Source organism: Coprococcus sp. ART55/1, from assembly GCF_000210595.1.
In the GTDB taxonomy this organism is placed as follows: domain Bacteria; phylum Bacillota; class Clostridia; order Lachnospirales; family Lachnospiraceae; genus Coprococcus; species Coprococcus aceti.
Genome location: NC_021018.1, coordinates 2,134,877 through 2,160,058, shown reverse-complemented (window position 1 = coordinate 2,160,058; position 25,182 = coordinate 2,134,877). Strand labels below are relative to the sequence as shown.

24 protein-coding genes and 1 other RNA gene are annotated in these 25,182 nt (G+C 45.2%); 9 read left to right on the top strand and 16 right to left on the bottom strand.

All coding sequences use genetic code 11. The features are described from left to right. Nucleotides 1-105: 105 nt before the first annotated feature. Complete coding sequence (locus CCU_RS09730; RefSeq protein ID WP_015534509.1) at nucleotides 106-4,914, bottom strand: YDG domain-containing protein; 4,809 nt, start codon at nucleotides 4,912-4,914, stop codon at nucleotides 106-108. A 215-nt stretch (nucleotides 4,915-5,129) separates the two neighbouring features. Between CCU_RS09730 and CCU_RS09725 the strand changes: the two genes are divergently transcribed. Then, entirely contained in the window at nucleotides 5,130-5,933 is an 804-nt protein-coding gene (locus CCU_RS09725) for a MerR family transcriptional regulator (RefSeq protein WP_208896151.1), read from the top strand. Between the two features lie 31 nt (nucleotides 5,934-5,964). Here the strand turns inward: CCU_RS09725 and CCU_RS09720 are convergent, their stop codons facing one another. Both CCU_RS09720 and CCU_RS09715 read right to left on the bottom strand, forming a co-directional pair. Then, complete coding sequence (locus tag CCU_RS09720; protein WP_243106188.1) at nucleotides 5,965-6,942, bottom strand: polysaccharide deacetylase family protein; 978 nt, start codon at nucleotides 6,940-6,942, stop codon at nucleotides 5,965-5,967. 87 nt (nucleotides 6,943-7,029) lie between these two features. After that, the gene (locus CCU_RS09715; protein ID WP_015534507.1) at nucleotides 7,030-7,728 is read right to left on the bottom strand and encodes a hypothetical protein; all 699 of its coding nucleotides are present in this window, start codon (nucleotides 7,726-7,728) and stop codon (nucleotides 7,030-7,032) included. Between the two features lie 253 nt (nucleotides 7,729-7,981). On the opposite strand from CCU_RS09715, the gene CCU_RS09710 reads away from it, so the two are divergent. Continuing rightward, nucleotides 7,982-8,230: a TIGR03905 family TSCPD domain-containing protein gene (locus CCU_RS09710; RefSeq protein ID WP_015534506.1), complete on the top strand. Its 249-nt coding sequence runs from the start codon at nucleotides 7,982-7,984 to the stop codon at nucleotides 8,228-8,230. Between the two features lie 20 nt (nucleotides 8,231-8,250). Next, nucleotides 8,251-9,324 (top strand): undecaprenyldiphospho-muramoylpentapeptide beta-N-acetylglucosaminyltransferase, encoded by a 1,074-nt coding sequence (locus tag CCU_RS09705; RefSeq protein ID WP_015534505.1) that lies wholly within the window; start codon nucleotides 8,251-8,253, stop codon nucleotides 9,322-9,324. A gap of 100 nt (nucleotides 9,325-9,424) precedes the next feature. Here the strand turns inward: CCU_RS09705 and CCU_RS09700 are convergent, their stop codons facing one another. The 8 genes from CCU_RS09700 to CCU_RS09665 form a co-directional block, all read right to left on the bottom strand. After that, complete coding sequence (locus CCU_RS09700) at nucleotides 9,425-9,919, bottom strand: hypothetical protein (RefSeq protein WP_015534504.1); 495 nt, start codon at nucleotides 9,917-9,919, stop codon at nucleotides 9,425-9,427. A gap of 40 nt (nucleotides 9,920-9,959) precedes the next feature. Further along, a complete protein-coding gene (locus CCU_RS09695; RefSeq protein ID WP_015534503.1) occupies nucleotides 9,960-10,550 on the bottom strand; it encodes an HD domain-containing protein in 591 nt (196 codons plus the stop codon). A 140-nt stretch (nucleotides 10,551-10,690) separates the two neighbouring features. Then, nucleotides 10,691-10,954: signal recognition particle sRNA large type (gene ffs / locus CCU_RS09690), an RNA gene on the bottom strand. A 76-nt stretch (nucleotides 10,955-11,030) separates the two neighbouring features. Beyond that, the gene (gene tadA / locus CCU_RS09685; RefSeq protein WP_015534501.1) at nucleotides 11,031-11,540 is read right to left on the bottom strand and encodes a tRNA adenosine(34) deaminase TadA; all 510 of its coding nucleotides are present in this window, start codon (nucleotides 11,538-11,540) and stop codon (nucleotides 11,031-11,033) included. Nucleotides 11,541-11,559: 19 nt separating this feature from the next. Continuing rightward, a complete protein-coding gene (locus CCU_RS09680) occupies nucleotides 11,560-11,877 on the bottom strand; it encodes a DUF6128 domain-containing protein (protein ID WP_015534500.1) in 318 nt (105 codons plus the stop codon). Then, nucleotides 11,874-12,560 carry a hypothetical protein gene (locus CCU_RS09675; protein ID WP_015534499.1) on the bottom strand — a complete coding sequence of 229 codons (687 nt, stop codon included), beginning with the start codon at nucleotides 12,558-12,560 and terminating at the stop codon, nucleotides 11,874-11,876. The genes CCU_RS09680 and CCU_RS09675 overlap by 4 nt, the downstream gene beginning before the upstream one ends. A gap of 88 nt (nucleotides 12,561-12,648) precedes the next feature. Further along, on the bottom strand, nucleotides 12,649-13,512 hold the full coding sequence (gene rsmA, locus CCU_RS09670) for a 16S rRNA (adenine(1518)-N(6)/adenine(1519)-N(6))-dimethyltransferase RsmA (RefSeq protein WP_015534498.1): 864 nt from the start codon (nucleotides 13,510-13,512) through the stop codon (nucleotides 12,649-12,651). Nucleotides 13,513-13,663: 151 nt separating this feature from the next. Beyond that, entirely contained in the window at nucleotides 13,664-14,434 is a 771-nt protein-coding gene (locus tag CCU_RS09665; protein WP_015534497.1) for a TatD family hydrolase, read from the bottom strand. A 439-nt stretch (nucleotides 14,435-14,873) separates the two neighbouring features. Between CCU_RS09665 and CCU_RS09660 the strand changes: the two genes are divergently transcribed. Together CCU_RS09660 and CCU_RS09655 are read left to right on the top strand one after the other, a co-directional pair. Further along, on the top strand, nucleotides 14,874-16,061 hold the full coding sequence (locus tag CCU_RS09660; RefSeq protein WP_015534496.1) for a pyridoxal phosphate-dependent aminotransferase: 1,188 nt from the start codon (nucleotides 14,874-14,876) through the stop codon (nucleotides 16,059-16,061). 72 nt (nucleotides 16,062-16,133) lie between these two features. Beyond that, nucleotides 16,134-16,748: a Maf family protein gene (locus CCU_RS09655; RefSeq protein WP_015534495.1), complete on the top strand. Its 615-nt coding sequence runs from the start codon at nucleotides 16,134-16,136 to the stop codon at nucleotides 16,746-16,748. 233 nt (nucleotides 16,749-16,981) lie between these two features. On the opposite strand, the gene CCU_RS09650 is transcribed toward CCU_RS09655, so the two are convergent. Both CCU_RS09650 and pncB read right to left on the bottom strand, forming a co-directional pair. After that, nucleotides 16,982-17,860 carry a DegV family protein gene (locus tag CCU_RS09650; protein ID WP_015534494.1) on the bottom strand — a complete coding sequence of 293 codons (879 nt, stop codon included), beginning with the start codon at nucleotides 17,858-17,860 and terminating at the stop codon, nucleotides 16,982-16,984. A gap of 136 nt (nucleotides 17,861-17,996) precedes the next feature. Then, nucleotides 17,997-19,238, bottom strand: coding sequence for a nicotinate phosphoribosyltransferase (pncB, locus tag CCU_RS09645; RefSeq protein ID WP_015534493.1), 1,242 nt, complete (start codon nucleotides 19,236-19,238; stop codon nucleotides 17,997-17,999). Between the two features lie 428 nt (nucleotides 19,239-19,666). On the opposite strand from pncB, the gene malQ reads away from it, so the two are divergent. From malQ to CCU_RS09625, 4 genes are all read left to right on the top strand, one after another. After that, nucleotides 19,667-21,235, top strand: a complete 1,569-nt coding sequence (malQ, locus tag CCU_RS09640) for a 4-alpha-glucanotransferase (RefSeq protein ID WP_015534492.1) — start codon at nucleotides 19,667-19,669, stop codon at nucleotides 21,233-21,235. Between the two features lie 60 nt (nucleotides 21,236-21,295). Continuing rightward, nucleotides 21,296-22,036 carry a lysophospholipid acyltransferase family protein gene (locus tag CCU_RS09635; RefSeq protein WP_117874368.1) on the top strand — a complete coding sequence of 247 codons (741 nt, stop codon included), beginning with the start codon at nucleotides 21,296-21,298 and terminating at the stop codon, nucleotides 22,034-22,036. A gap of 70 nt (nucleotides 22,037-22,106) precedes the next feature. Then, nucleotides 22,107-22,670, top strand: a complete 564-nt coding sequence (locus tag CCU_RS09630) for a hypothetical protein (RefSeq protein ID WP_015534491.1) — start codon at nucleotides 22,107-22,109, stop codon at nucleotides 22,668-22,670. A gap of 23 nt (nucleotides 22,671-22,693) precedes the next feature. Next, nucleotides 22,694-23,476, top strand: a complete 783-nt coding sequence (locus CCU_RS09625) for a CPBP family intramembrane glutamic endopeptidase (protein ID WP_015534490.1) — start codon at nucleotides 22,694-22,696, stop codon at nucleotides 23,474-23,476. On the opposite strand, the gene CCU_RS09620 is transcribed toward CCU_RS09625, so the two are convergent. From CCU_RS09620 to CCU_RS09610, 3 genes are all read right to left on the bottom strand, one after another. Next, on the bottom strand, nucleotides 23,459-24,076 hold the full coding sequence (locus tag CCU_RS09620) for a histone methylation protein DOT1 (protein WP_015534489.1): 618 nt from the start codon (nucleotides 24,074-24,076) through the stop codon (nucleotides 23,459-23,461). The genes CCU_RS09625 and CCU_RS09620 overlap by 18 nt on opposite strands. 10 nt (nucleotides 24,077-24,086) lie before the next feature. Next, on the bottom strand, nucleotides 24,087-24,509 hold the full coding sequence (locus CCU_RS09615) for a DUF1934 domain-containing protein (protein WP_015534488.1): 423 nt from the start codon (nucleotides 24,507-24,509) through the stop codon (nucleotides 24,087-24,089). A gap of 31 nt (nucleotides 24,510-24,540) precedes the next feature. After that, a partial coding sequence (locus CCU_RS09610; protein WP_208896150.1) for an ATP-grasp domain-containing protein occupies nucleotides 24,541-25,182 on the bottom strand: 642 nt, incomplete at its 5' end.

Genomic DNA, 25,182 nt, shown 5'->3' with positions numbered 1-25,182 from the left:
AATTTTAGCAAATAGGTATACCATAATCAACTATTAATCTCAAAAAACTCCCCCAAAGCCACAACCGGTTTGGAGGAGTTTTCAATTATAACCATGTCTAAAGCACTACTTAACCGTCACTTTGATCTTTGCACAAACACCATTTTCAGACATTACATAAACCGTACATGTGCCCTTACGCACTGCCTTTATAACTCCTGCAGATGAAACAGTTGCCACCTTTGCATTGGATGTTATGAACCTTTCCTTCTTCGTAAGATGGTTTAACGCCTTCTTCTTTGGATTCTCAAGCTTAACCTTCTTGGTGATCTTAAATGTTTTACCTTTTGCAAGGTTAGCCTTGGTCTTGTTCACAGTAACTTTCAGGACATTTGTCTTTGCTGCATAAGGCATTGCAACATGGACTGTATTTGTCCTGCCGAGATATACCTTCTTGCCACCCGACATCTTGTATGCGACTGTAAAATACTTGTATTCTCTCTTATTATTGAGGTTCTTATCGGCATATTTCTGGGACTTCGGTACATTAGCAAGCTTATTGAAGTTGTTCTTTCCATTACAGTATGACCAGTATACATCATATCCTGTTGCACCTTTGACCTTATCCCATGTCAGATCTATTCTTGTTCCTGTTCCCTTTCCTTTCATAAGGAAGAACGGAAGTGTCTTCTTATAGAGTTCTGTTCCACTAGGTTCAACATTTGGAGATTTCTTTATAACAAGACGGCCAATGGCAAATGTTATATTGTAGTTTGGATTTGCACCCTTCTTCTGGCTTGCTGTGATCGTGTATGTTCCGGACTTCTCACCAGCAGCTCTCTTGAGAACAATTCCTGTAAGCTTATCCTTGCCAACAAGTCCCTCCGCTGTAAATGTAAACTTCGGATCCGCCTTGCCTTCATACTTAGATGCGTCATTTGCAGTTACTCTGATGGCTTTTTTGTTTACCGTGATCGCAACCTTTGCAGCTGCTGCCTTATAGTTCTGATTTGCCGCAACGGATACTGTCACAACCGCCTTGCCTGCACCAACTATAGTTACCTTGCCTGTGCCATCCACCTTGACAACCTTTGTATTGCTGCTTGTAAATGTTTTCTTGTCATTTCTACTGCACTTCACATTGAGGGCAAACTTTGCACCTCCATATGTCTTAGCTCCAACCTTTTCTACAGTAAGAGTTGTTCCCGCAGGAGTGATATCTGCCTTTGCTGTCTGCTGCTGGGCATCTTCTGTAAGTACATAGTTTGAAGCGGTCTTTCCGCTGATCTTTATATCTGTGATGCTTACAGTTTTGCCTGTTCCCACATCTGCACTGTCAAATGTTCCTGTAGCTGTAACTGCAATCACATCTGCGCTGACCTTACCATTCAGAACAACGCCTGAATAGTCAAGCTTTGCCTCTGTCTGTCCATCGTAAGCCTTTGATGTAGCTTTGATTCCCGATACAGCAAGTGGTCTTCTGTTGATGGTGATAGTTGCATGTCCGGATATCGTGTCATATCCCCTTGCTGCAACCTTATAATATACAGTGTATGGTTCATCTGAAGCCTGGCTGTACTTCGGACTTACAGTCTTATCGCATGCATCCTCAGAAGTTCCATACGTCACAACCGCATCCTCTGGAATATCACCTGTAACTGTTATTCCATATGACTTGCCGTCATATGTCTTTACAATATCTGCCGCTGTTATGTCTGTCGGAGCTTCTCTCTTTGCAACTGTGAACTGAACCGGTTGTGTTACATACTCATTGTAATTGGTTGTAGCACAAACCTTGGCATACATATAATATGTGCCCGGATCTGCCGATCTGGAGTTCTCCCACAATGTTCCATCCGTGTTGCTGTTCTCTGTTGTGTAGTAATACTCTATAACAGGATCCTCCTGTGCTCCTGTAACCTCTGGAGCCTCTACACTGTCGCCAAATGTGTAATTGCATACATCAAATTCAACATTCTGGTCAAGTCCCTGTATTTCAAATTCTGCATATGCCGTAACATCAGCTATCTTCACAACAAACTTATAAGTACCTGCATTTACCGGCGCATTCTCATTTTCCGGATAATCGGTGTCACCTGTTCCCTCATAATATGTAACAGCTGCATCTCCGGTCTTCTCTGTTATCCAGTTATTAACAACTGCACCTGCATATTCTGTGCCGTCATACGCTCTGCTTTCTGCTGTCACAGTACAACTGACCGCCTCGTTTCTGCCCTGATATGCGCAGTGTGCCGAATTCTCAGTTTCATTGCAATATGCAATTATCTTGTTACTGTGGCCTTCTTTTATCTCATATGTCCAGTCATGATAATGAACCATATCCCATGACTTGTTCTGAAGCATGTAATTGGCTGCATTTCCCGTAGTTGCAAGCCCAAATCTGTATGTAGTTACAACCTTCTCTATTCCTGGTGTAACGTCCCACAGTACTACAGTATAATCCTCGTCATATACCAGTTCTTCTCCATCCAGCAATCCTGAGAACTGGATTCCCTGTATATCTGCATTTTCATCAACGATTACCTTATCCGCTGTGATCGTTTTCTTTTCGATAGTCACAGTCACATCGCCAAATACCGGTGAACACTCATCTGCTGTAACAAGGTAATACACCTTATATGTTCCTGCATTTTTAAGCTCAGGAACCGCCTGTGTGTACGGCTCATCTGCAGCCAGCGAATAACGGATAGAAGCTCCATCCAGGCCATCTGCAATTGTAACAGATGGGCTATGTACCAATCCATCGTAAGTGCAGGTTGTATCTTCTGCAGTTACTCCGGCGATCAGGTCACGTGAGACTGCCTTGGCATCTGACCACAATGAAGCTGGTTTTGTCGTATTAGCCACGTATCTTGTGCGAACATATACCCTCTGATTCTCTTCAAGTCCTGAGATAACATAATTATCTGACACATTCAGATCATCGAGAACTGTCCAGGTCGCTCCATCCGTCGAATACTGATACTGCTGTCCGCCAAGCGGGCTTACAGTCACAGAATCGCCAGTCACGCTTACTATCTCAACGCCTTCGCCGTCTGCAGCACTTTCCATATCGGCTGGTGTTGGATTCTGTATGTCTGCAAGAGTCTTCGGTGCAGATGGTGCCTCCGGTCTTGCTGCAACAGTTATATCAGCAGGTGTATCCTGACTGTCTTTCTTGCGGATACTTATATTTTTACCAAACAAACTATATGATACGTCGTTATCATCTGTTCCCTCAAGAGCTATATCACCATACATATCACTCACAATGTCATATGACTCGCCATCAACAGTGATGATATATGATGTATCGCCATCAAGCTCTGTCAGATTTTCTGTTATATAATCAACCTGTCCTGTAACTGCTCCTACATCAGCCACCGCTCCAACGCTGAATTTGAAACCTATATGTCCGCCATCTTCAACATTTGTCCATGACATTGTCAATCCCGAATCTATTCCTTCAACCAGGGATGCAGCATTCTGACCATTTATTTCAGCAGTTTCCTTTATGTAGCTTGATGAACCTGTATTGTACTCAAATATTCTTCTGGAATCATAGCCCCCGATCCAGTAATTACTTGCCTGTGTTATAGGGGCAAGAACAAATGATGGAGTATCATCTGCCGCATCCGCCGCTTTAGCAACTCCCATCATCGCTATCTGCTGTAATTCACCATTCTTGACAGTGGCAGCAAGCACCGCTTCATCTGCACTGTCAGAGCTTGTAATACTATTTCCAATGTTCGCATCCGCTCCTATTGCAAATGAATGCTGTCCCTCACCAAGTTCAGCATCAAAAATCAGATCGTGAGTATTCATAGGATCAAACGACAATCTTAGAGCTGCAAGCGAAGCCACAGATACTTGTGATGTAGCCGTTTCAGCTGAAGGCTCTGAATCGCTTCTGCTGTACAATCTCCATACTTTGTCGTAGCTTGTTCCAAGCATATAGTTCTTTCCGTCCTTGGTATACAAGCCAACAATATCAACCCCTTTGTCATTGGCCATGTAAGCCATAACTCCATTGCTTATATACCAGCAAGTATTTGGCTTTGTCCACGTATTTCCATTGTCACTGGTAGGGATAACTGCCTTTACCGCTCTGCTGGCTGTACCATCCACCACGCACCTGTACCAGTATCCATGAGTCGGGGTGAACGTATATGTACTTCCATTTGCACCTTCAATATCTGTAAATGGTCCACGCTTACTGGTTGCGCTCTGCCACTGATATGTTGCAGCTTCCCCTGTCACGTCCATAACGAGAGTGATTGAACTATTCGTCATATTCTTGCCATATGGATATCCATTGTTCATGAATACAACTTCTTCCTCCGAAGGATCTGTATTGCCTCCGCCTGAAAAGCCACCGATCTGAAATGTTATTTCATTGCCGCTGGCGTCCACGATCTTGCCAGCATTCAGATCAATACTTCCTATGTAAATATCAGGGAATACATAACCATTGTAATATGTCCACGTATACAGATAATACACACCCGTGGTACCCATATCTATTCCCTCTCCGGAAATGGTATCCGTTCTGTCATATGTACCTGAACTCCTTGAGAACGAGTTCTCTGTTATCCAGCCTTTAAATCCGCAGCCTTCAGGTGACTCGGCACTCGCCCATCCACTGTACCTATGGCTGCTCAGATAATCACCAAAGTTTGTGAGATCTCCAGTCGTGAACTTCTCAGACTGAATGCCAAGCTTGCAGCTCGCGCTGGCATAACCGCTGGTTGTCCACCCCCACTTGAGACCTCTCATATGTCCATCTGTGCTTATATCCACGTCTGTTACCTTGATATTCTCCATAGCCGCTGCGTAGGCAGTATTCTTACCACCTATCGAAATCAAACACGTTATGACCATGAAAGCTGTCATGAGCCATGCCATAACTTTTCTGCATAGAATTCTTTCTTTCATACACTTCCCTCTCTTTCTCAATAAAACCTCTTTTTCGTGTGTCCGTTAATGTTTTCTCTCTGCAACCATTACCTCCTGTTAATTCTTGACTCTTTCCCTTTAACAATTTATGATAATTATAATTCGTACATCAATGTTCAAGTCAACAATATTTTTGCGGTATTTATGCAATATTCACAATTTTTTTTGTCTATTTTTAAGGGGAGGGAAATCATATGAATCACGCAAATAAAAATCTATATCAAATTGGGGAAGTCACTAAAATGCTTGGAGTGACAAGAAGAATGCTGTTAAACTACGAAGACCTGGGGCTTCTGACACCCGCATACAAAAATGAGAGCAGCGGTTTCCGCTACTACTCTGCCGATAACATCGTACATATACGAATTATAAAAGTTCTTCAGGGACTAGGATTATCGTTATCCGAGATTAACAAGTACTTCAATAATACCGAAAAGCTTGAGGATGTCATTGAACGTATGACTGCGCTCCGTTCCCAGCTGGATCTGTGCATAGCCCAGCTTCAGCTGCGTCAGTCCCAGACATCAGAACCGGAGATCCATTTTACCACTCTTCCCTCATTCACTGCATTTTGTCAGGAGTTCAAAGACTCTGATCTGGCCAGAAAAACTGAAGATCTGCGCAAGACCTTTATCGAGGCAACAAAAAAATATCAACTGGACACCACAGGCAAAATGTGTACAGAGGTTTTTGTCGAATCAACATCCGAAGGAAGATATGTCATACCTGTCGCAGCAGATCCTGACACCAATGACGAACACATAAAAAAACTTCCACAGACTGCAGCTATCTGTATATACCACCGTGGTCCATATGAAAATTTCGATACTGTCCAGAAGAAACTATTGGACTATGCAAAAGAAAACAATCTTGCTACTTGTGGTTATTTTCGCAATTCATTTATGGAGGGTCCTCCAACCCACGGAGCAAATAAAGATGCTTATATCACACAGATCGCACTGCCAATACACAAAAGCTCTCCGTTCGGATCGGCATGATCCGCACAGAGAGCTTCTGTTTCTGATACCACTATTCAATTTTCATCTCATTCAAAGACCTGAATTCATATCCCTCCTTCTCCAGGTTTGTGAGAACCGTATCAAGTGCCTGCGCATTGGACGACGACACATTGTGTATTAGAGGAATGGCTCCCGGATGATGATATTTCGCAAAATGATCAATGACATAGTCCGTCCCCGGCTGATTGTTCACATCATAATCAAGGTAAGCCATACTCCAGAATATGGTCTTATACCCCATATCCTTAGCCAGCTGCAGAACCTGTTCACTGTACTCACCGCTCGGCGGTCTGAAATACATATCCATTTCATACCCAGTTTCATTCCTCATAAAGTCTGAGCACTCCTTTAACTCACTTTTCTGCTCCTCCACACTCTTCTCCGGCATGCACGGATGATGCACCGTGTGGTTTCCCACCTGATGTCCCTCCTCCTTCATCCTCTTTACTATATCCGGATTGTCCCTTATGTAAGTCATCGTCACGAAGAAGCAGCCCTTTGCATTGTGCTTTTTGAGCACATCCAGCATCTGCTCTGTATATCCGTTCTCGTACCCACAGTCAAATGTCAGATACATCACCTTTTCATTCTTCTCAGCACACACTCTGTCCACGTAGAACGCATCGTACTGCTCCAGCGGAAAGCTGTTGTCACAGCCACTCATTCCATGATTTTTGTCCCGCACTATGTACCATGAATATTTCTTTGTCGATATCTGGCTGTAATCCCTGAGTCTGGTCATATCCTCACCCTGACTCTCCCCGTCTGTGTCCGTGTTACTCTCCGCATCTTCCGTCTTGTCTCCCGATTTTTCTTTTCCTTCCGCATCACCTTCCCCATTCTTCGCACCGTCTGCCTGACACTCTGCGTCCCCCGGAGTCGCCACCATCTTGGACAGATCCTCCTTGTCATATATGGAGCATCCGCTGAGCACGGCTCCGATCACGCAGGCAGCATACAGTCCTGCTATCAAGTACAGCTTTCTCACTATCTACCATCCTGAATTTATTGGCTCATACAGGCTGTTTTCACCCGCATTTCATCTGCAGCCCACCTGCACATGTCCACTCGCCGGTTATCCATCCGCCAGCATCTTCTTCATGATCCCGTCAAGCAGAGCATCATAATCTGACTTATCACTCCGCTGTGCTTTCCGCGCAGGCTTCGCCTTTCTTTTTATCCTGTCATTTTCATCTGTCTCACTGCATGCTGCCATGGCCTCAACAGTATCCTGCTTCGTTGTCTGTTTCTCTTCTTCCTTTTTCAATCTGTTTGCCAGGCTGTTGCCCAGATAATTTCTGGCGCTGTCACGCAGAGTCCTCATATGCCATTCACAATTCCACTGGTTATGAGCAGCCACCAGCACTATGCAGGCTGCCAGTCCACACCCCAGCATCTTCAATGTCTCCACGCCATCGCCTACTACATAATATTGATACGCCGCTGCAAATATGCCTGTCCCAGCTGCGGCCACTCCCATATTTTTCACAAATCCATTCCACACATTTATCGGTATAAAACCTATCTTCAGCCTGTCTATGTACTTGTCCACAAATGCGGCAGTGTCATGTATGTTCACATCCAGCGATGTTATATCCTCATACCGCCTGCGCATCTCCATCAATTGTTTTTTCCGCGTCGTTCCCATGCGCTCAGCCGCCTTTGCCAGTCTTGCAAGATAACTGCTCATCACAGCCCGTCCTATCAGCCCTATACACCCACACACTATCATCACATACATACACACATTCTGATTCAACAAAATTTCAAACATAGTTTTCCCTCTCTTTTCAATTATTCGATCATATCCTGTCAGGGCTTAACCCCACATCCGTTTGGCCGGTCCGGATGGTAGTATTATATGAGCGACATTCCGGGGTATACAATTATTTTCGCTCGACAAATGTTTGTCTTTTGCATGCTCTTTTGATATACTTCAAGATGAAAAAAGCAGGATACATACATCTTAGAATGTATCAGCGAATATTAAAATGATTGGTTAAGTACAATAGAAAAGAGGTATTGTTATGGTTTATAAGACTAAAGGAACCTGCTCTGTCGAGATCAACTTTGACGTCATCGATGGCAGGCTGCATGATGTAAAGTTCACCGGAGGATGCAATGGTAACCTCAAGGGTATCGGAGCTCTCGTAGAAGGCATGAAGCCAGAGGACGTCATCGCCAGACTCGAGGGCACAACCTGCGGTTTCAAGCCGACTTCATGCCCGGATCAACTGGCTCAGGCACTCAAGCAGTATCTGGCTTCAGCACAGTAACAGGAGGATTAACAATCATTATGAAGAGAATTATATTGACAGGCGGCGGTACAGCAGGTCATGTCACACCAAACATGGCACTTATGCCGGAGCTGAAGAAGCACGGATATGACATCCAGTACATCGGTTCATATGACGGCATGGAAAAAAAGCTTATAGAAGATATGGGCATCCCTTATCACGGCATAGCTTCAGGAAAGCTCAGAAGATACTTCTCAATGAAGAACTTCTCAGATCCGTTCAAGGTACTTAAAGGAATATCTGAAGCAAAGAAGCTCATGAAAGAGCTCAAGCCTGATGTAGTATTCTCAAAGGGAGGATTTGTCACAGTCCCTGTGGTATTTGCCGCACACTCAGCAGGTATCCCTGTGGTGATACACGAATCAGATATGACTCCCGGCCTTGCAAATAAGCTCGCCCTTCCAAAGGCGACAAAGGTATGCTGTAACTTCCCTGAGACAAAGGATCTCTTCCCTGAGGGCAAGGCAGTCGTAACCGGAACCCCTATCAGAGAGGAACTTTTCCGCGGCGATTCCGCATTTGCATATAACTACTGCGGTTTCACTGACAACAAGCCTGTTCTCCTTATCGTGGGCGGAAGTTCAGGAAGCGTCATAATCAACAACGCAATAAGAGACAATATCGACCGTCTTCTGGAGACCTTCAACGTCATCCACCTGTGCGGCAAGGACAATCTGGATGAATCCCTCAAGGATAAGAAGGGCTATGTTCAGTATGAATATGTCAAAAAGGAACTGGCAAGCATGCTGGCACTCTGCGATATCATAATCTCCAGAGCCGGTGCAAATGCCATATGTGAGCTTCTCGCACTCAGAAAGCCAAACATCCTCATACCACTGTCAAAGGCTGCATCAAGAGGTGATCAGATTCTCAACGCCCAGTCATTTGAGAAGAGCGGATACAGCTATGTGATCCAGGAGGAAGAGCTGAACACAGATTCCCTGTTCGCCGGAATAAATGAAGTGTACAACAACAAAGAGAAATATATCCAGGCTATGGAGTCCAGCAACCTGACCGACTCAACGGGAATCATCATCAACATGATAGAGGATCTCGTAAACAGCCACGACTGATCTGCATAAGATCTGCAAAAGCAATTATAAAAAGGCAAAATAAAACTCCACACCGTCTAAATCATAGTCGGTGTGGAGTTTTATTGTATATTAACTATTATTAGTTAGCCAGAGCCTGAAGTACAGCAGCCTTCATCGCATCGTCACACTGCTCATCTCCTATGTACAATGTAACTGTACTCTTTCCGCCTGCAGGGAAATCAAATACTGCCTTCAGTGTCTTGTCTATATATGTTCCATCTGAACCATACTTTGCAAGATCCATGCTGACCTTTGTTCCATAATATGTGATTCTGAATCCACCGTTTGTTGTGTCCTCATAATACCATACTGTTGTCTTGGCCTTCTTATCAAGAGCGTCTCCATATGTAACACCTGTAGGAACCTTCTTCTCTGTTCCGTTGCTCTGTACATCTGTATAGACGATCTCATTCTTCTTAAGGCTGTCTATCTTGTCCTTTGCCTCATCGTTAGTACGATACTGAATATTACCCTTTACAAATATCTGAGCTGTCTCAGGAAGAACCAGATACACACCGCCACAGATAGCTGCTACCACAATAATGGCTACAAGGATCTTAACAAATGTCTTCATAATTATCTCTCCTATCCACAATCAAATTCATCAATCGATACTAGAACAGTTCTTTCTCAAGCTGGAATATGAAATCCTCAAGGAGCTGCATGCGTTTGCTGTACTCAAGTCGTCCAGCCTCCGTCTTACATCTCTTGATCTTTGGTTTATTGATCTTATAAAAATTCTTGATTCTGTAATATGCGCGCTTATAGCTTGCCTCGTCCTCTATAGCCGTAGCCATGGAATCCCACAGAACACTGATCGCTCCCACTTCATCCAGCAGGTCTGCATCCATAACTATCCTGCACTCAAGTGACAGATCTGCATCAGTATCCTTCTCCTCATGGATCATGATTATCTCGCCTATCTTGGCTATCTTCTGTGGATCGACTCCCAGACTGTCAAGATAATTGACAGCTATCTCTGCTCCGACCTCCCCATGTGGTCTCTCGTCATCCCAGCCCACATCATGAAGAAGTGCCGCGAGAACTATTATATCCAGATCTCCACCTAACTTCGACTGAAGCTTTATCGCCCATCTATACACCCGCATAGTATGTTCAAATCTGCTCCTGAATGGATAATTAGGCGGCCTACCATTAACGGCTGTCTGTTCCTTTACAAAATCAATTACTTCAGCGTAATTCATATCCGTTTCGCCCCTTGGAAATCACTATTCTGCAGCGCATAATAACACTGCAAAAGTATCATACTTGATGATAACATCTTTTGTGGGATTTTGCTATATTTTTTTAAATTTTTAATAAATAATGTTAAAAATAAAAAAATCCATGCGATCTTCCTTCGAAGCGTCACCATAGACGTTACCTCAGCAGTTAACTCAGCCCAGGCACCCTCACGGCACACAGGAGATTCCCCTTAGTGCTGCTTCGTCTCCGACCTGACACGGTTCGAAGATTCCTGTTGCGCGAGACCCAGACATCAACATCACTTACTGAGGGCAGCCCTACAGCGGCCACCCCTCAGGAAGACCATCACCCCTGCTATAGCGGATTGCAGGTACAGGGCGCCGCTACCTCCCCGGTTGCATGGAAACTTTAAAACATATTTAATTGGCTGTGCACAAGATGCACCGCAGGCTACATTATATCTGACATGCCGCCCGCCGTCAAGCATTCTTCGCTTTTCCCTGTCTCAGGTCGCGAAAAAAGCTCTTCATCATCTCACTGCATTCATCCTGCCGCACACCACGTATAACCTCAACCTGATGATTGAACTGTTTCATGTCCAGCAGGTTTATTATGGAGCCCGCACATCCGGCCTTGGGATTCATACATCCTATCACCACATTTGGGATACGGGCCTGCACTATGGCCCCGGCACACATCTGGCACGGTTCAAGGGTCACATACATTGTGCACTCCTCCAGCCGCCAGTCGCCGAGCTTCTTTGACGCCTGTTCTATGGCCAGTATCTCCGCATGTGCAAGTGTGGTCTTTTTCAGATTTCTCTTGTTGAAGCCCCTTGCGATTATCCTGTCATCGTGGACTATAACACAGCCTATCGGAACATCGCCATTTGCATAAGCCCTCTTTGCCTGGGCTATGGCTTTATCCATATACTTCTCATGGATACGCCGCTCCTCCGGCGTCAGCTCATCTATATTGGTATCTTCCATTCTCTTTATCCTCTTCTTCCTATCTTATATCCACTATCCAGTAGCCGAAGCTGCCGGTCTTGATATGTGTCTCCTTCTCCGGCACGAATCTGTCAAATCCAAATATCCCGGCAAGGTATTTCTCCCTCGAGGAATACACCCCCGGAACTCCAAGTATGTAACTGACGCGGTCATCATCTGGGGAAAATATGACTTTGCCAAACATCAGGTATTTGTAGCTGTAATACCCGTGTGTCAGGAAGCTGTTCACCCCGAGCTTCCAGTTGCACATGTCCAGCAGACCTATGTCATTCGGGGATATCTTCACGCTCTCTATTGACGCTGTCCAGCCCGTCATCCAGGGGAGCTTCCCGGAAGAAGTGGCAGACGTTCATAGTTCTCAAACATTTTGTCTATCGCCGTTCCGGTCTCGGAGGTCTCGACCTCATCAGAACATACAGGCTCCGCCGGTGCAGCACAGCTCTCAAGCTCCAACTCTGCCGTGACCGTATCTGTTATGGAGGCCTCTCTCACCGCCTCGCTCAGTTCCTCAGCATCGCGGACCGCACGTTTCGCATCCCACATTCTGGAATAATCTATCACACTGTCCGTCCAGGACGAACAGAATATATCGCTGTCGTAATACTCCTGCCCCATATTTCCATCCGGCTGTATACGCCTTATGACGATACCGGCAAATGCAGTCACAGGCCGTCCGCTCTCCATGACATCATCCCAGCAGAATGAGAAGCACTCCTCACCGTGTCCATTTCTGAGTCTCATCTTACCGACGAGCATCGGCAGAGGGATCATCACGGGTTCATTTGTCTGTTCACCGCCCACTGCGCCTTCGTCGGCCAGCGTCTCCCTGTAAATGAACACGCCATAGATTTCCTCTCTGCTGTTCATTCCGTTTCTCAGTCCAACCGTGAGTCTTCCCGTTCTCCCCACCTTTGCCACCTTGGCAAATCCTGAATTTTCACATTTGTGCCCGTCGTGATACCTGTAAATATACGATATAAATCGGTTCCAGTACACCATAGATAATCCTCCTCTCCCTTCCGGAATTCTGCGTCCTTTTCCGGGGGCTTTATCAATTATCTATGATTCTGTCTCACCACCTATGACATTATTTGTCCGTGAGAATGTCGCTCAAAGCTGCAAATTCCGCCAGGCTCAAACTTTCTCCACGGATATTTGCTGATATTCCAAGGGATTCCAAAGCCTTTGCGATCTGCTCCTTGGTAAATGACAGTTCTCCGCTGTTGGCTATACCATTCTGGAGAGTCTTTCTTCTCTGGTTAAATGATGCTCTTATCAGCCGGAACATGAGCTGCTCGTCCTTCACCTTGACCGGCGGCTCCTGGTATCTGTTCAGTCTGATGACCGCTGAGCCCACTCCCGGCCTCGGTATAAAACAGTTTGGCGGAACATTTGCCACTATATACGGCTCGGCATAATACTGAACTGCCAGGGACAGTGCTCCGTAATCCTTGGTTCCCGGGCCCACCTGCATGCGGTCCGCAACCTCCTTCTGCACCATGACCGTCACCGAGAGAAGCGGCACATGCTTCTCGAAAAGTCCCATGATGATCGGTGTGGTTATATAGTATGGAAGATTCGCAACCACCTTGATAGGCCTGCCGCCATTTCTCTCTTCAACTATCTTATTGATGTCTACCTTCAGTATGTCGTCGTTGATGATGGTCACATTGTCGTACTCCGCAAGGGTCTCGTCCAGAATAGGGAGAAGATTCTTGTCTATCTCCACCGCCACAACCTGTCCGGCACTCTCCGCAAGATACTGGGTCATGGTTCCTATTCCCGGACCTATCTCCAGCACGCAGTCGTCCTTCGTGATGTCCGCTGCGCTGATTATCTTATTTATGACATGGGCATCTATGAGGAAATTCTGACCGAACTTCTTCTGAAATGCAAATTCGTATTTCTTTATCGTCTCTATCGTGACCTGTGGATTGCTTAACTTCTCCATGCTTTGTCCTTTCCTGCGTCCAGACAATGGCGGTTTCATCAAGATTTGTGTCACGACCAGGACTTTGTGGTATGCCTGTCTGGGGAATACCACAAAGTCCTGGTCTCAATTCACATTACGAAACCTCCATTGCCTGTAATCTACGTTTTTATTACATCTTGTACATTTTCAGGGCATTCGCGTATGTCTGGTAATACACTTTCTGAACCGGAACACCCTTGATCTCGGCTATCTTCTCAGCTATATAAGGTATGTTGAGGGCAGAGTTCCTTGTTCCTCTGAACGGAACCGGGGCCATGTATGGGGAATCGGTCTCAAGGACGATCTTCTCAAGAGGGATATCCTCCACGACCTCCTGAAGCTTCCGGCTGTTCTTGAAGGTGACTACTCCGCCAACCCCTATGTTAAATCCCATCTTAATATATTCTCTTGCCTGTTCTACGTTGTATGAATAACAGTGTATCACACCGCCATTTCTGCCGCCATCCATATCTTTCAGTATCTCCATGGTGTCTGACGCAGCGTCCCTACTGTGTATGATTATAGGCATGCCTAGTTCTTGCGCAAGTTCCAATTGTCTGATAAACCATTTCTTCTGCACATCCCTCGGAGGATCATCGTCGAAATGATAATCAAGACCTATCTCTCCTATGGCTCTCACCTTTGGATTATCCAGCACCATGCTCTTAAGCTCCTGTATATCCGTCTCCGTCAGCTCACCGACCTCACTCGGATGTACGCCGACTGCCGCATAAAATTGCGGATATTTTGCGGCAAGCTCCACCGAATTCCTCGACGACTGCATATCCGCTCCGACGTTCATGACCTTGTCTATATCCTTCTCAAGGAATTCTGCAATTAACTGTTCTCTGTCCTCATCAAACTGAGTATCGTCATAATGACCATGTGTCTCAAATATCATATCTCAAACCTCTCTTATGGTACTAATGCATTGTTTATAGTACCGCAATATCGTATCCGTCACGCTGTATTATACAGAAATACCCGCACTTTGTGAACGTTTAATTATTTGTTTATGATTAGTTATTAATCTTTATAAATAGATTAATCTTTAAACACATTTTTTTCACAAATCCTGGATATACTAACAATCGTAAAGAGTTTTTCATTTATTTGAATCCTCTCTCCCCTCATTTTTTTGCAAGAGGCAGCAGATCTTCCCCGTTCTGTTACCTCTTGTTTTTTTGTGTCCAAAACTGTATATTTATTGTGATGTATAGATGTATATATGTACACATAGATTACATCAACGTATAATATGTGTCCACATTACATGTGTCATATTGCATTGATTTTATATGTATATTTATCATAACATTTTACATAACAGGAGGACTTTCATGATTTCAAAGAAATATTCATCAATGTTAAACAACACTTCCATCATCAGGGAATTTGCACAGTATGCTTCAAAGCGTGCCGCTGAGATCGGTGCTGAGAATGTGTTCAACTATACTATAGGCAATCCATCTGTGCCTACCACAGACGACTTCAACAAAGGACTTATCGACCTTATCCAGAATGAGGATTCACTGACACTCCATGGTTACAGCCCAACACTCACTATTTATTCTGTAAGAAAGGCTGTCGCAGATTCTCTGAACCGCCGTTTCGGCATGGAGTATGTTCCTGAGGACATTTTCATGACATCAGGTGCTGCCGGAGCCCTGGCTCACGCCATCAGATGTGTCACAGAACCGGGTGACGAGGTCATCACATTTGCGCCTTACTTCCCTGAGTATGTACCATACGTTGACGGAACCGGTGCTGTTCTCAAGGTCGTTCCCGCGGACATAACTTCATTCCAGATCAACTTTGACGCATTCCTCGAGATGATGAACCCAAATGTTCAGGCAATCCTCATCAACTCGCCTAACAACCCATCCGGAATCGTCTACTCAACAGAAACCATAACACGTCTTGCCCAGATCCTCACAGAGAAACAGGAGGAGTACGGACATGACATTTACCTTATATCAGATGAGCCTTACAGAGAGATCGTATTTGAGGGAACTGATTCGCCGTTCATCTCTAAGTTCTACGACAACACCATCTGCTGCTACTCATTCAGCAAGTCACTGTCACTGCCTGGAGAGCGTATCGGATATGTGGCTGTAAATCCTAAGTGCAAGGACGCTGAACTCATCATCAACATGTGCGGACAGGTATCACGTTTCACAGGACACAACTGTCCTTCATCTCTGATACAGCTCGGAGTTGCAAGGGTTCTTGACGAGACCTCTGATCTGTCTATCTACGAGAAGAACAAGAACATCCTGTACAAGGAGCTCACAGCTATGGGATATGAGTGTGTTGAGCCAGGCGGAACCTTCTATATGTTCCCTAAGACTCCTATCGCAGATGCAAATGAGTTCTGTAACATGACTGCCCATGAGCTTGATCTGATCCTTGTTCCTGGCGACAGCTTTATGTGTCCGGGACATATGAGACTGGCTTACTGTACTACAACAGATATGGTTGAGCGCTCTCTGCCACTGTTTGAGAAGGCTATTAAGATGTGTAAATAATGATCTGTGTGTACGACAATAACAGATCTTGTTTGTACAAAATTATTTTAGGAAAGTATAGAGATATAGCATATGACTAACATAAAGATAATTCTCGCCTCGGGATCGCCTAGAAGAAAGGAACTTCTGGCCCAGGCGGGATACGACTTCGATGTGTGTCCAAGTCTTTCTGATGAAGATCTTGAACCGATGGCTCCATCTGAATATGTAATGCTTCTGGCTAAGAAGAAGGCAGATGAAGTGTGCAACAGGATCATCGCCCAGGATGTTGTAAGACGGGTTAAAAAGCTTCCTGAACGCTTCGTTGTCCTCGGCGCAGACACTGTTGTATCGCTGAACGGAAGGATTCTTGGTAAGCCTTACGACTACGACGATGCATACAACACCTTGAACAGTCTGTCCGACCAGACGCATCAGGTGTACACCGGCGTGTGTCTGATATATGTGAACGGAAGAGCCAAGTCATCCAGCTCATTCTATGAGAAGACGGATGTCACCTTCTATCCTGTATCCCACGACGAGATAATCCAGTACCTCGCCACAAATGAGCCGTTTGACAAAGCCGGAAGCTATGGAATTCAGGGCAAGGGCGGTCTGTTCGTCAAGGGAATTGAGGGCGACTACAACAATGTTGTCGGGCTGCCACTCGCAAGGGTGTATCACGAGCTTGATGATTTGATTTCTTGAATGGTTTGGAAATATTTTCTCTAAATGGCAATTATATTTATTTTACGACACTAAATTATCCCTTTTTGAGGAAAAGATCTTGAAAAAGGCACAAAATCTGAGATTTTGTATCTTTTCAACTAAATTTCCTTGAAAAGGGATAATTTTATGCACATATTATTAAATTCCACGATAAACAGCACGAAGACTTTTATCCGCCATCGTGCCATAAGAAATAATTCCTACACGAATCCTTACATAAGCTCTTTCTTCACATTGAAGATAGTTCCAACGACCTTCGGGCCCGCATTTGATGCAACTGCTGCCCCGATCTGGAAGTAATCTGAAGGGCCATAGCCAACCTTCTCCGTCATACGGGCTGTCAGCTCGTCTCTTACGGTCTCATCGTTTCCATATACTATCTGGTACTCTGAACCCGGCTCCATCTCTTCCACTGTGACATCCACCATCTTTGCCATGAGCTTCTTCTCGCCGCGGCACTTGATTGCTGTCACGATCTCATTTGCCCAGATCTTCATGATAGGCTTCACGCCGAGTGCGTCACCAACCAGAGCTGCCGCACTTGGGATTCTTCCTGACTTGGCTGCATACTTGAGGCCATATATTCCGAAGTATATCCTTCTCTTTGGAAGCTCTTCCTTCAGATACCACACGATATCCTTGGCATCCCTGCCCTCCTGAACCATTCTAGCTGCCACAACCACCGGATAGCCATACTGTCCACTGTAGCCTATTCCGTCAAATATATATATATTGCACTTTCCGGCGCACTCAGGATATTCCTCCTCGAACTGATCTGCGGCCATCTGCGCATTTGCATATGAGGCAGAACCATCCTTGTTGATGCTTACATATATAATATCCGTGTAACCCTGCTCCACCAGCTCCTTATACACCTCGCCGAACTGGTACGCTGTGATCTGTGATGTCTTTGGAAGATCATCATTCTCTGCCATGAGCTTGTAGAAGCCCTCATTGTCAAAATCAACCCTGCTCAGATAAGATTTGCCGCCTATCACGACCGGGAAAGGAAGGATCCTGATTCCAAGCTCCTTCTCCTCCTTCTCCGAAATATCACTGGCAGAATCTGTCATTATAATTATTTTTCCCATAATTCACAAAACTCCATTTTTTGCTAATGAGCAGACGCATGAAAATGCGCTGCGCGCGGCGTCTGCGTGCTTCATAAGATGTCACTAAGCCCAGCTTAGTGACGGCGCACCCAGTGCGCCACCTCCTTACGAAAATTTACTTATCATTCTCCATACGCCACTTGATACATCTGTTGAGATAATGAACATAATCAGGGTTCTTGCACATACCCTTGCCCTTATCATCAGATATCTTGGCAACATCCATGCCGTTACATGCTGTAGTCTTCATAACTATGTTGAGCGGTTCATCGCACGTATCGTTGGATATATATGTTCCTATTCCAAATGCAACCTTGATCTTGTCCTTAAAATAGCTGTTGAGTTTGTCCGCTTTCTCGAAATCAAGGCTGTCGCTGAACAGAAGTGTCTTGGTCTTTGGATCAAGTCCAAGCTTCTCATAATGATGAACCATCTTGTCGCCCCACTCATAAGGATCGCCACTGTCGTGTCTCACCCCACTGAAAAGTGTCGCATATGTGAGCTGGAAATCCTTTAGGAAGCAATCTGTTGTGATGGCATCAGTGAGAGCTGTTCCGTTCAGCACTCCATACTCCTTAACCCATGCATCCAATGCATACCAGTTGGAATATGCAGGATTGTGCTTATGATTACCCTGTCCAACACACATGATCCACTCATGCGCCATAGTTCCAACCGGAACCAGATTATACTTCCTTGCCAGATATACATTACTTGTTCCGACAAATGTTGAACCCGGATACTTGCGCTTGCTGAGTTCCTTGACTGCAAGCTCCTGAGCTTCAGCCGAAAGTCTTCTTCTGAGTCCAAACTCACTGAAAGCTCCAAGGTTATACTCTCCAGTCTCGACTTTTCGGACCTTCTCATCAAGCTTCTCCCTGAATGATGCAAGCAGCTTATCATAGTCATCGTTCATTCTGAAGTAGACCTCATTCACTATAGCCAGAGTAGGTATCTCATACATGGAAGTATTGAGCCAAGTGCCTCTCGCCTCTATCTTCAGTCCACACTCAGCGTCATCTGATATCTCAAAGTCCTCATATCTTGCCTTCCAGAGTCTCAGAAAATCAACATAAGAACCCTTTATCCACTTGATATTGTGCAGATACTCAAGCTCCTCCTCTGTAAATCTCAGATCACAGTAGAGCTGTATCTGTCTCTTGATCTCATCAACCATCTCCTTTGTGAAGAACACGTCAGTATTCCTGCACTTGAATGACCATGTTGTCTTATAGTCACTGAACTGATGGTAAATCGCCTGTCCCATACTAAACTTGTACATATCCGTTTCAAGCAGGCTTGTGATTATTCTTTCCATTTTTATACTCTTCTTTCTCTTTTTATCCGCTCCACACATACGACTTAACCGCCATATATCACGGAAATACGGAAGTATACGCAAGTTCAAATACTTCCACTTATAATAAGTTAGCACACAGCCCGCTGTCAAGCACTATTACCTTGCAACTATCACACATAGTATTGTATAATGTTACCGTTCAGAGCCATGCAGCACAATATAAGAAGTGGCTTGTCATGCTTGCATGAACAAGGCGTTTCTTATATTGTGCTATACGGCGGATACGCCGCACCGAACAGGCTCGTAAGAGACTGTGAGGTGGCATGGTTCTGAACACGGCAGAGTCGTACACCAGCCGAACAGGCTCGTAAGAGACTGTGAGGTGGCATGGCTCTGAACACGGCAGAGTCGTACACTTTGAACAGGCTCGAAGAGACTGTGAGGTGGCATGGCTCTGTGTATACATTATGAAAAGAGGATAGATTATGTTAGAGCAGAACAACGGAAAAAAGCCTAAGAAGTACGCTGGTATTCTGGCTCACCCGACATCATTCCCAAGTCCTTATGGAATCGGAGATCTGGGTCCGGGCGCTTATCAGTTTATCGACTTTCTTGCAGCTTCAGGATTAAATCTGTGGCAGGTGCTTCCACTCGGTCACACGGGCTTTGGCGATTCACCTTATCAGCCATTTTCAGCATTTGCAGGACAACCACTTATCATCGATATCGACTACCTCAGAAAGAAGAAGTTACTTCTGGACGAGGACTTCTCAGCTATGCCTGACTGGGATCCTGAGAAGATCGACTATGGAACACTTATAGAATTCAAGACTGGCCTTCTGAAGAAAGCGTACGAGAGATTTATCGACGCTGACTATGCAGATGATATGTCAGGAGACGAGGATCTCATGGCAAAGTTCGATGCATTTGTCAAGAATACATCATGGCTTGCTGACTACTCTCTGTTCATGGCAGGCAAGGATGCGCACGAGGGAATGCCTTGGTACATGTGGGATGATTCACTGAAGAAGCCGACCGCAAGGCAGAAGACCGCATGGAAGAAGAAGCTTGCAGACGGCATCGGCTACTACAACTTCCTCCAGTTCCTTTTTACAGAGCAGTGGCAGGCCCTCAAGACATATGCAAATGATCTCGGAATCAGTATAGTAGGTGACACACCTATATTCCTCGCATGGGACAGCGCAGACGTATGGTCCAATCAGGAACTGTTTCTGCTGGATTCAAAGGGATACCCTATCGAGGTTGCAGGTGTTCCACCAGATTATTTCTCAGCTACCGGTCAGCTCTGGGGCAACCCTCTGTACAACTGGAAAAAGCATACCGAGACAGGCTATGCATGGTGGATAGAGAGAATCAAATATCAGCTCACAGTAACAGATTTCCTCAGGATAGATCACTTCAGAGGATTTGACCGTTACTGGGCAGTGCCTTACGGTGAGGAGACCGCCATCAACGGCGAGTGGAAGCCAGCTCCAGGGCTGAACTTCTTCACACAGCTCGAAGCTAATCTCGGCTACCATCTTCCTATCATCGCCGAGGATCTCGGCGAGATAGATGATTCAGTCATAGAACTCAGAGACAAATTCGGACTTCCTGGAATGAAGATCCTTCAGTTTGCATTTGAAAATCCAAACGAGAACGACTTCCTTCCACATAACTATACACCTAATTGTGTATGCTATACAGGAACACACGACAACGACACCACCCTTGGATGGTATACGCAGGCTTATGAGGCTTCAAAGGATAAGCTCAGAAGATACTACAGCACTGATGCAAGTGATATCTGCTGGGTTATGATAAGAGCATGCTTCTCTTCTGTTGCCAACATGGCCATCGTTCCTATGCAGGACGTGCTAAAGCTCGACTCATGGGCACGTATGAACACGCCAGGCGTTGGAGAGGGCAACTGGGCATGGAGATTCAAAGCCTCAGACCTGGGCAAGCAGTTGTCAGACAGGCTTCTTGAGACATCAAAGCTCTATGGAAGATATACTCCAATACCGGAGAAGAAGGATTCTGAGGAGAAGTAATCATACGACGAGTCAAATCAATGCTGGAACATTTAAAATAGCATAAGGAGAATTATAATATTGAGAACAATATTTGCATATTTATTTGCCTTTCTGGGCATCATCCTGTGTACTCCGTATCACCTGTATCTGTACCTTCTGGCTAAGAAGGATCAGGAAAAGGCGTACCGCCATGCCCAGAAGCTGGTCAAAGGCTTCTTTGGAATAGTCATGTTCATATGCGGTGCCAAGTGCACTGTCATAGGTCTGGAACGGGTGCCCAAAGATCAGCCTATTCTGTTTGTCGGCAACCACAGAAGCTTCTTCGATATACTGTGCTGTCACAACGCACTGGACAGGCCTCTGGGATTTATGTCCAAGGACGGAATCCTGAAGGTTCCTATCCTTCCATGGTATATGAAGGACATAGGATGTACATTCCTTGACAGGTCCGACCTGAAGAAGGGACTGGAGACTATCATGCAGTCGGCTGATATCGTAAAATCCGGACATTCCATGATGGTATTTCCTGAAGGACACAGAAATGACGGCGAAGAACTTCTTCCTTTCAAGGACGGAGCATACAAGATCGCACAGAAGGCCGGATGTCCTATCGTACCTGTATCCATATGCGGAACAGACAATATCATGGAGGCCAACAAGCACAACTTTATCAGAAGTCACAAGGTGGTCATCGAATTTCTTGACCCTATCGACATAAATGGCTTGAAGCCAAAGGAGCGCAAGGAGGTTCTTGAAACCATTCCGGCACTCATTCAGAAAGCAAGGGTTAAGAATCTTCCCCTTGCAACAAAAAAGTGATCAGACTATAATAATCTGATCACGACAAGACAAAACACCAATAACTAAATATAATCAGGAGGAACTAAACATGGCATGGTGGGTATGGTTGATAATAGTTGCAGTTATACTTATCGGAGGTCTTATTGCATTATACATAGTGGGCAATAAGCTTCAGAAAAAGCAGTCTGCACAGAAGGAAATGATGAAGGAACAGGCACAGCCTGTGACGATGCTTGTCATCGACAAGAAGATGCTCCCTATGAAGGATGCCGGATTGCCTAAGATGGTAATGGAACAGACACCAAAGCGTTACCAGAAGGCCAAGATGCCTATAGTAAAGGCCAAGATCGGACCTCAGATCATGAATCTTATCTGTGATGACGGTATATATGATCAGATGCCTGTCCGCGGAGAGGTAAAGGCTATGGTCAGCGGTATCTATATCATGAGCGTCAAGAATGTTCGTGGTAAGATCGAGGAGAAGAAGGGCAAGAAGACCTTTGGTGAGAAGCTTCGTGCAAAGCAGAGAAAGTATCAGGATATGTACGATAAGGATGTAGCCGAGTCAAAGCTCAGCAAGGAGCAGAAGGCCGCAGCCAAGGCTAAGGCCAAGGAAGAAAAAGAGAGAGCTAAAAAGATCCAGAAGATGTAACAGCTTGAAAGGAGATTCCCAATATGAAGAAATGTCATATTAACCTCCGCGAACTTGGAATAGCTTTACTCGCACCGATATGCATAACTTTTGTCCATGGGCTTATTCCATCATCTCTGGTATCATGTGTTATAATAATTATTCTCTGCGGATGTATACACCATGTATATCCTTGGGTATTCACCACAGGAGATAACCGTAACAATAAAAACAGAACAGGAACGAGATCACTCTCATTCCTGTTCTATTTTTGTATTTTTATACTTATTGTCATAACAGGCCTCAGCCTGCAGTTATTTTCGACCGGAATACTGAACGCCATTGAGCTCCATCGTCCAGAGCTTCTCGGCAGTTACAGAGACATGGTTCGTTCATCATTCTCTCTAAACAACGGTATCTTCAGAGTTACAACAGTCATGCTGCTTGCACCGGTCTGTGAGGAGCTTGTGTTCAGAGGGATCTCTCTGAGTTCTTCCAGACGTGCATTTACATGCAGACATTCAGATGCCATCGCCATCCTGCTGTCAGCGCTGCTGTTCGCCCTTTATCACGGCAATTTAGTCCAGTTCTGCTACGCCCTTCCCATGGGAATCCTTCTCGCGCTGCTCGCCACATGGACGTCTTCCCTGCTGCCATCGATCCTTCTTCACATAACGATCAACGTATCTTCTTATTTCACCGGGATGCTGCCATTTGCACTGCCACATACAGGCTGTATACTTGCAACTGGTATCACGTCAACCGCAGGTTTCATCGCCCTATATCTGCTGCTGCGCCGAAGTGGCAAATCACACAAAGTATCTTGACATGTGATACACATACACTTTTTCATCGGGATCCTCTTCGTATCCTGACAACTTGATGATATTCTTCAACACAAAATACCTGCTGTCCCTCATGACTCTCTGATATTCAAATGTCGGGTAGTACAGCATCAGATATATATTTCTCGGTGCCCTGCGCACGGAATCTATTATATTGTCTATGACCTTCTTGAACACCTCCGGGGAAAATGGATTGAAGAAATAGAAATAATTATCTTCATCTGCAACCTCATACTCCTGCGCCGGAATGTTATAGAAGTTCATCCTGTCTTCCTGATCATAAAATCTGCTCTGATAACCCGCGGCATTTTCCAGAAGCTTCTCGTATATGTCAGCATCTGCCTCTATACCCGTGGCGCGGCAGTAATGCCTTGAGTTGCCATAAAACAACACACGCCCCAGTCCGCAGCCAAAATCAACAAGTGTATCCTCCGGCTCCATGGACACGGCATTGAACAGGGTCACAAGATCCCTGTAGTAAGTCGCCTGATATATATTATTCTCCTCGGTGGGCTGCTCCGCACCTATACACAGCGTCGTATCTATAGACAAAAAATCATCAAACGCCTTCTCGTCATCCATATAGCTATCCTCACTCCACGGTTATCCTGAGTACGTTAAACGATACACATTCATTGCCATAATCCATCACATACACCACGACCAGACCAAGCCCCTTTTCCGTCTCCACGAGCTGATAGCCTTCAGTGAGTATGCTTATATTCATCATACCAACCGGAGTAGAATAAAATGCCTCTCTGGTCTCTCCCGATCTGAACGACATGGCAGCACTGACTTCGCCCTTCTTTGTCAGGTCAAGTCCTAATTTGTCAAACTTCAGCAGATTTCTCGCCGGTTTCTCAAGATCCTCATAATACTCATCGTATTTCAGGTAAAATACCCCGTCCTTCTCATGAAGGCTTCCCCTGGTAACAAGCTCTATGGGTTCAACATTGTTCTCTTCCCTGCTCGTCCTCTGCTCTCCAACTACTGTCACAGTAACATTCTTTACCATATAAACTTCCAATCTATGTAATTTTATAAAATTATCTCTCTTTTGCCATCTCAATAAGCGTTGTGACGAGAGTCTTTATATCGTATCCCTGAGCATTCCACAGCATTGGATACATGCTTATTCCTGTAAATCCAGGAAGTGTGTTGATCTCATTGAATACAACTCTGTTTGTTCCATTCTCAAGGAAGAAATCCACTCTGGAGAGTCCGAAGCCGTCAAGTGCTTTGAATATCTTCACAGCGTCTTCCCTTATCTCGTTCTCTGCTTCCTTAGGGATGTCGGCGCCGATAACCGTTCTCGACTCAGCATTGTTGTACTTTGCATCGAAATCGTAGAACTCAGCAGCGGCAAGTATCTCGCCAACTCCCGAAGCCTTGGTATTGTCCTTGTAACCGAGGACTCCGCACTCAAGCTCACGTCCAACTATCGTCTCCTCAACGAGGATCTTGTTGTCGTGCTTTACGGCCTCATTCAGCGCATACAGAAGGCTTGCTCTGTCAGTCGCCTTATTTACACCCTTTGATGATCCGGCCTTTGAAGGCTTTACAAATACAGGGTAATCAAGCTCAGCCTCAACTCTGTCCATAGCACTGTCTATGTCGCTGAAATCCTCTGCAAGCACAGGTACAAATCTCGCCTGTGAAACACCGATGTGATCAACGATTATCTTCGT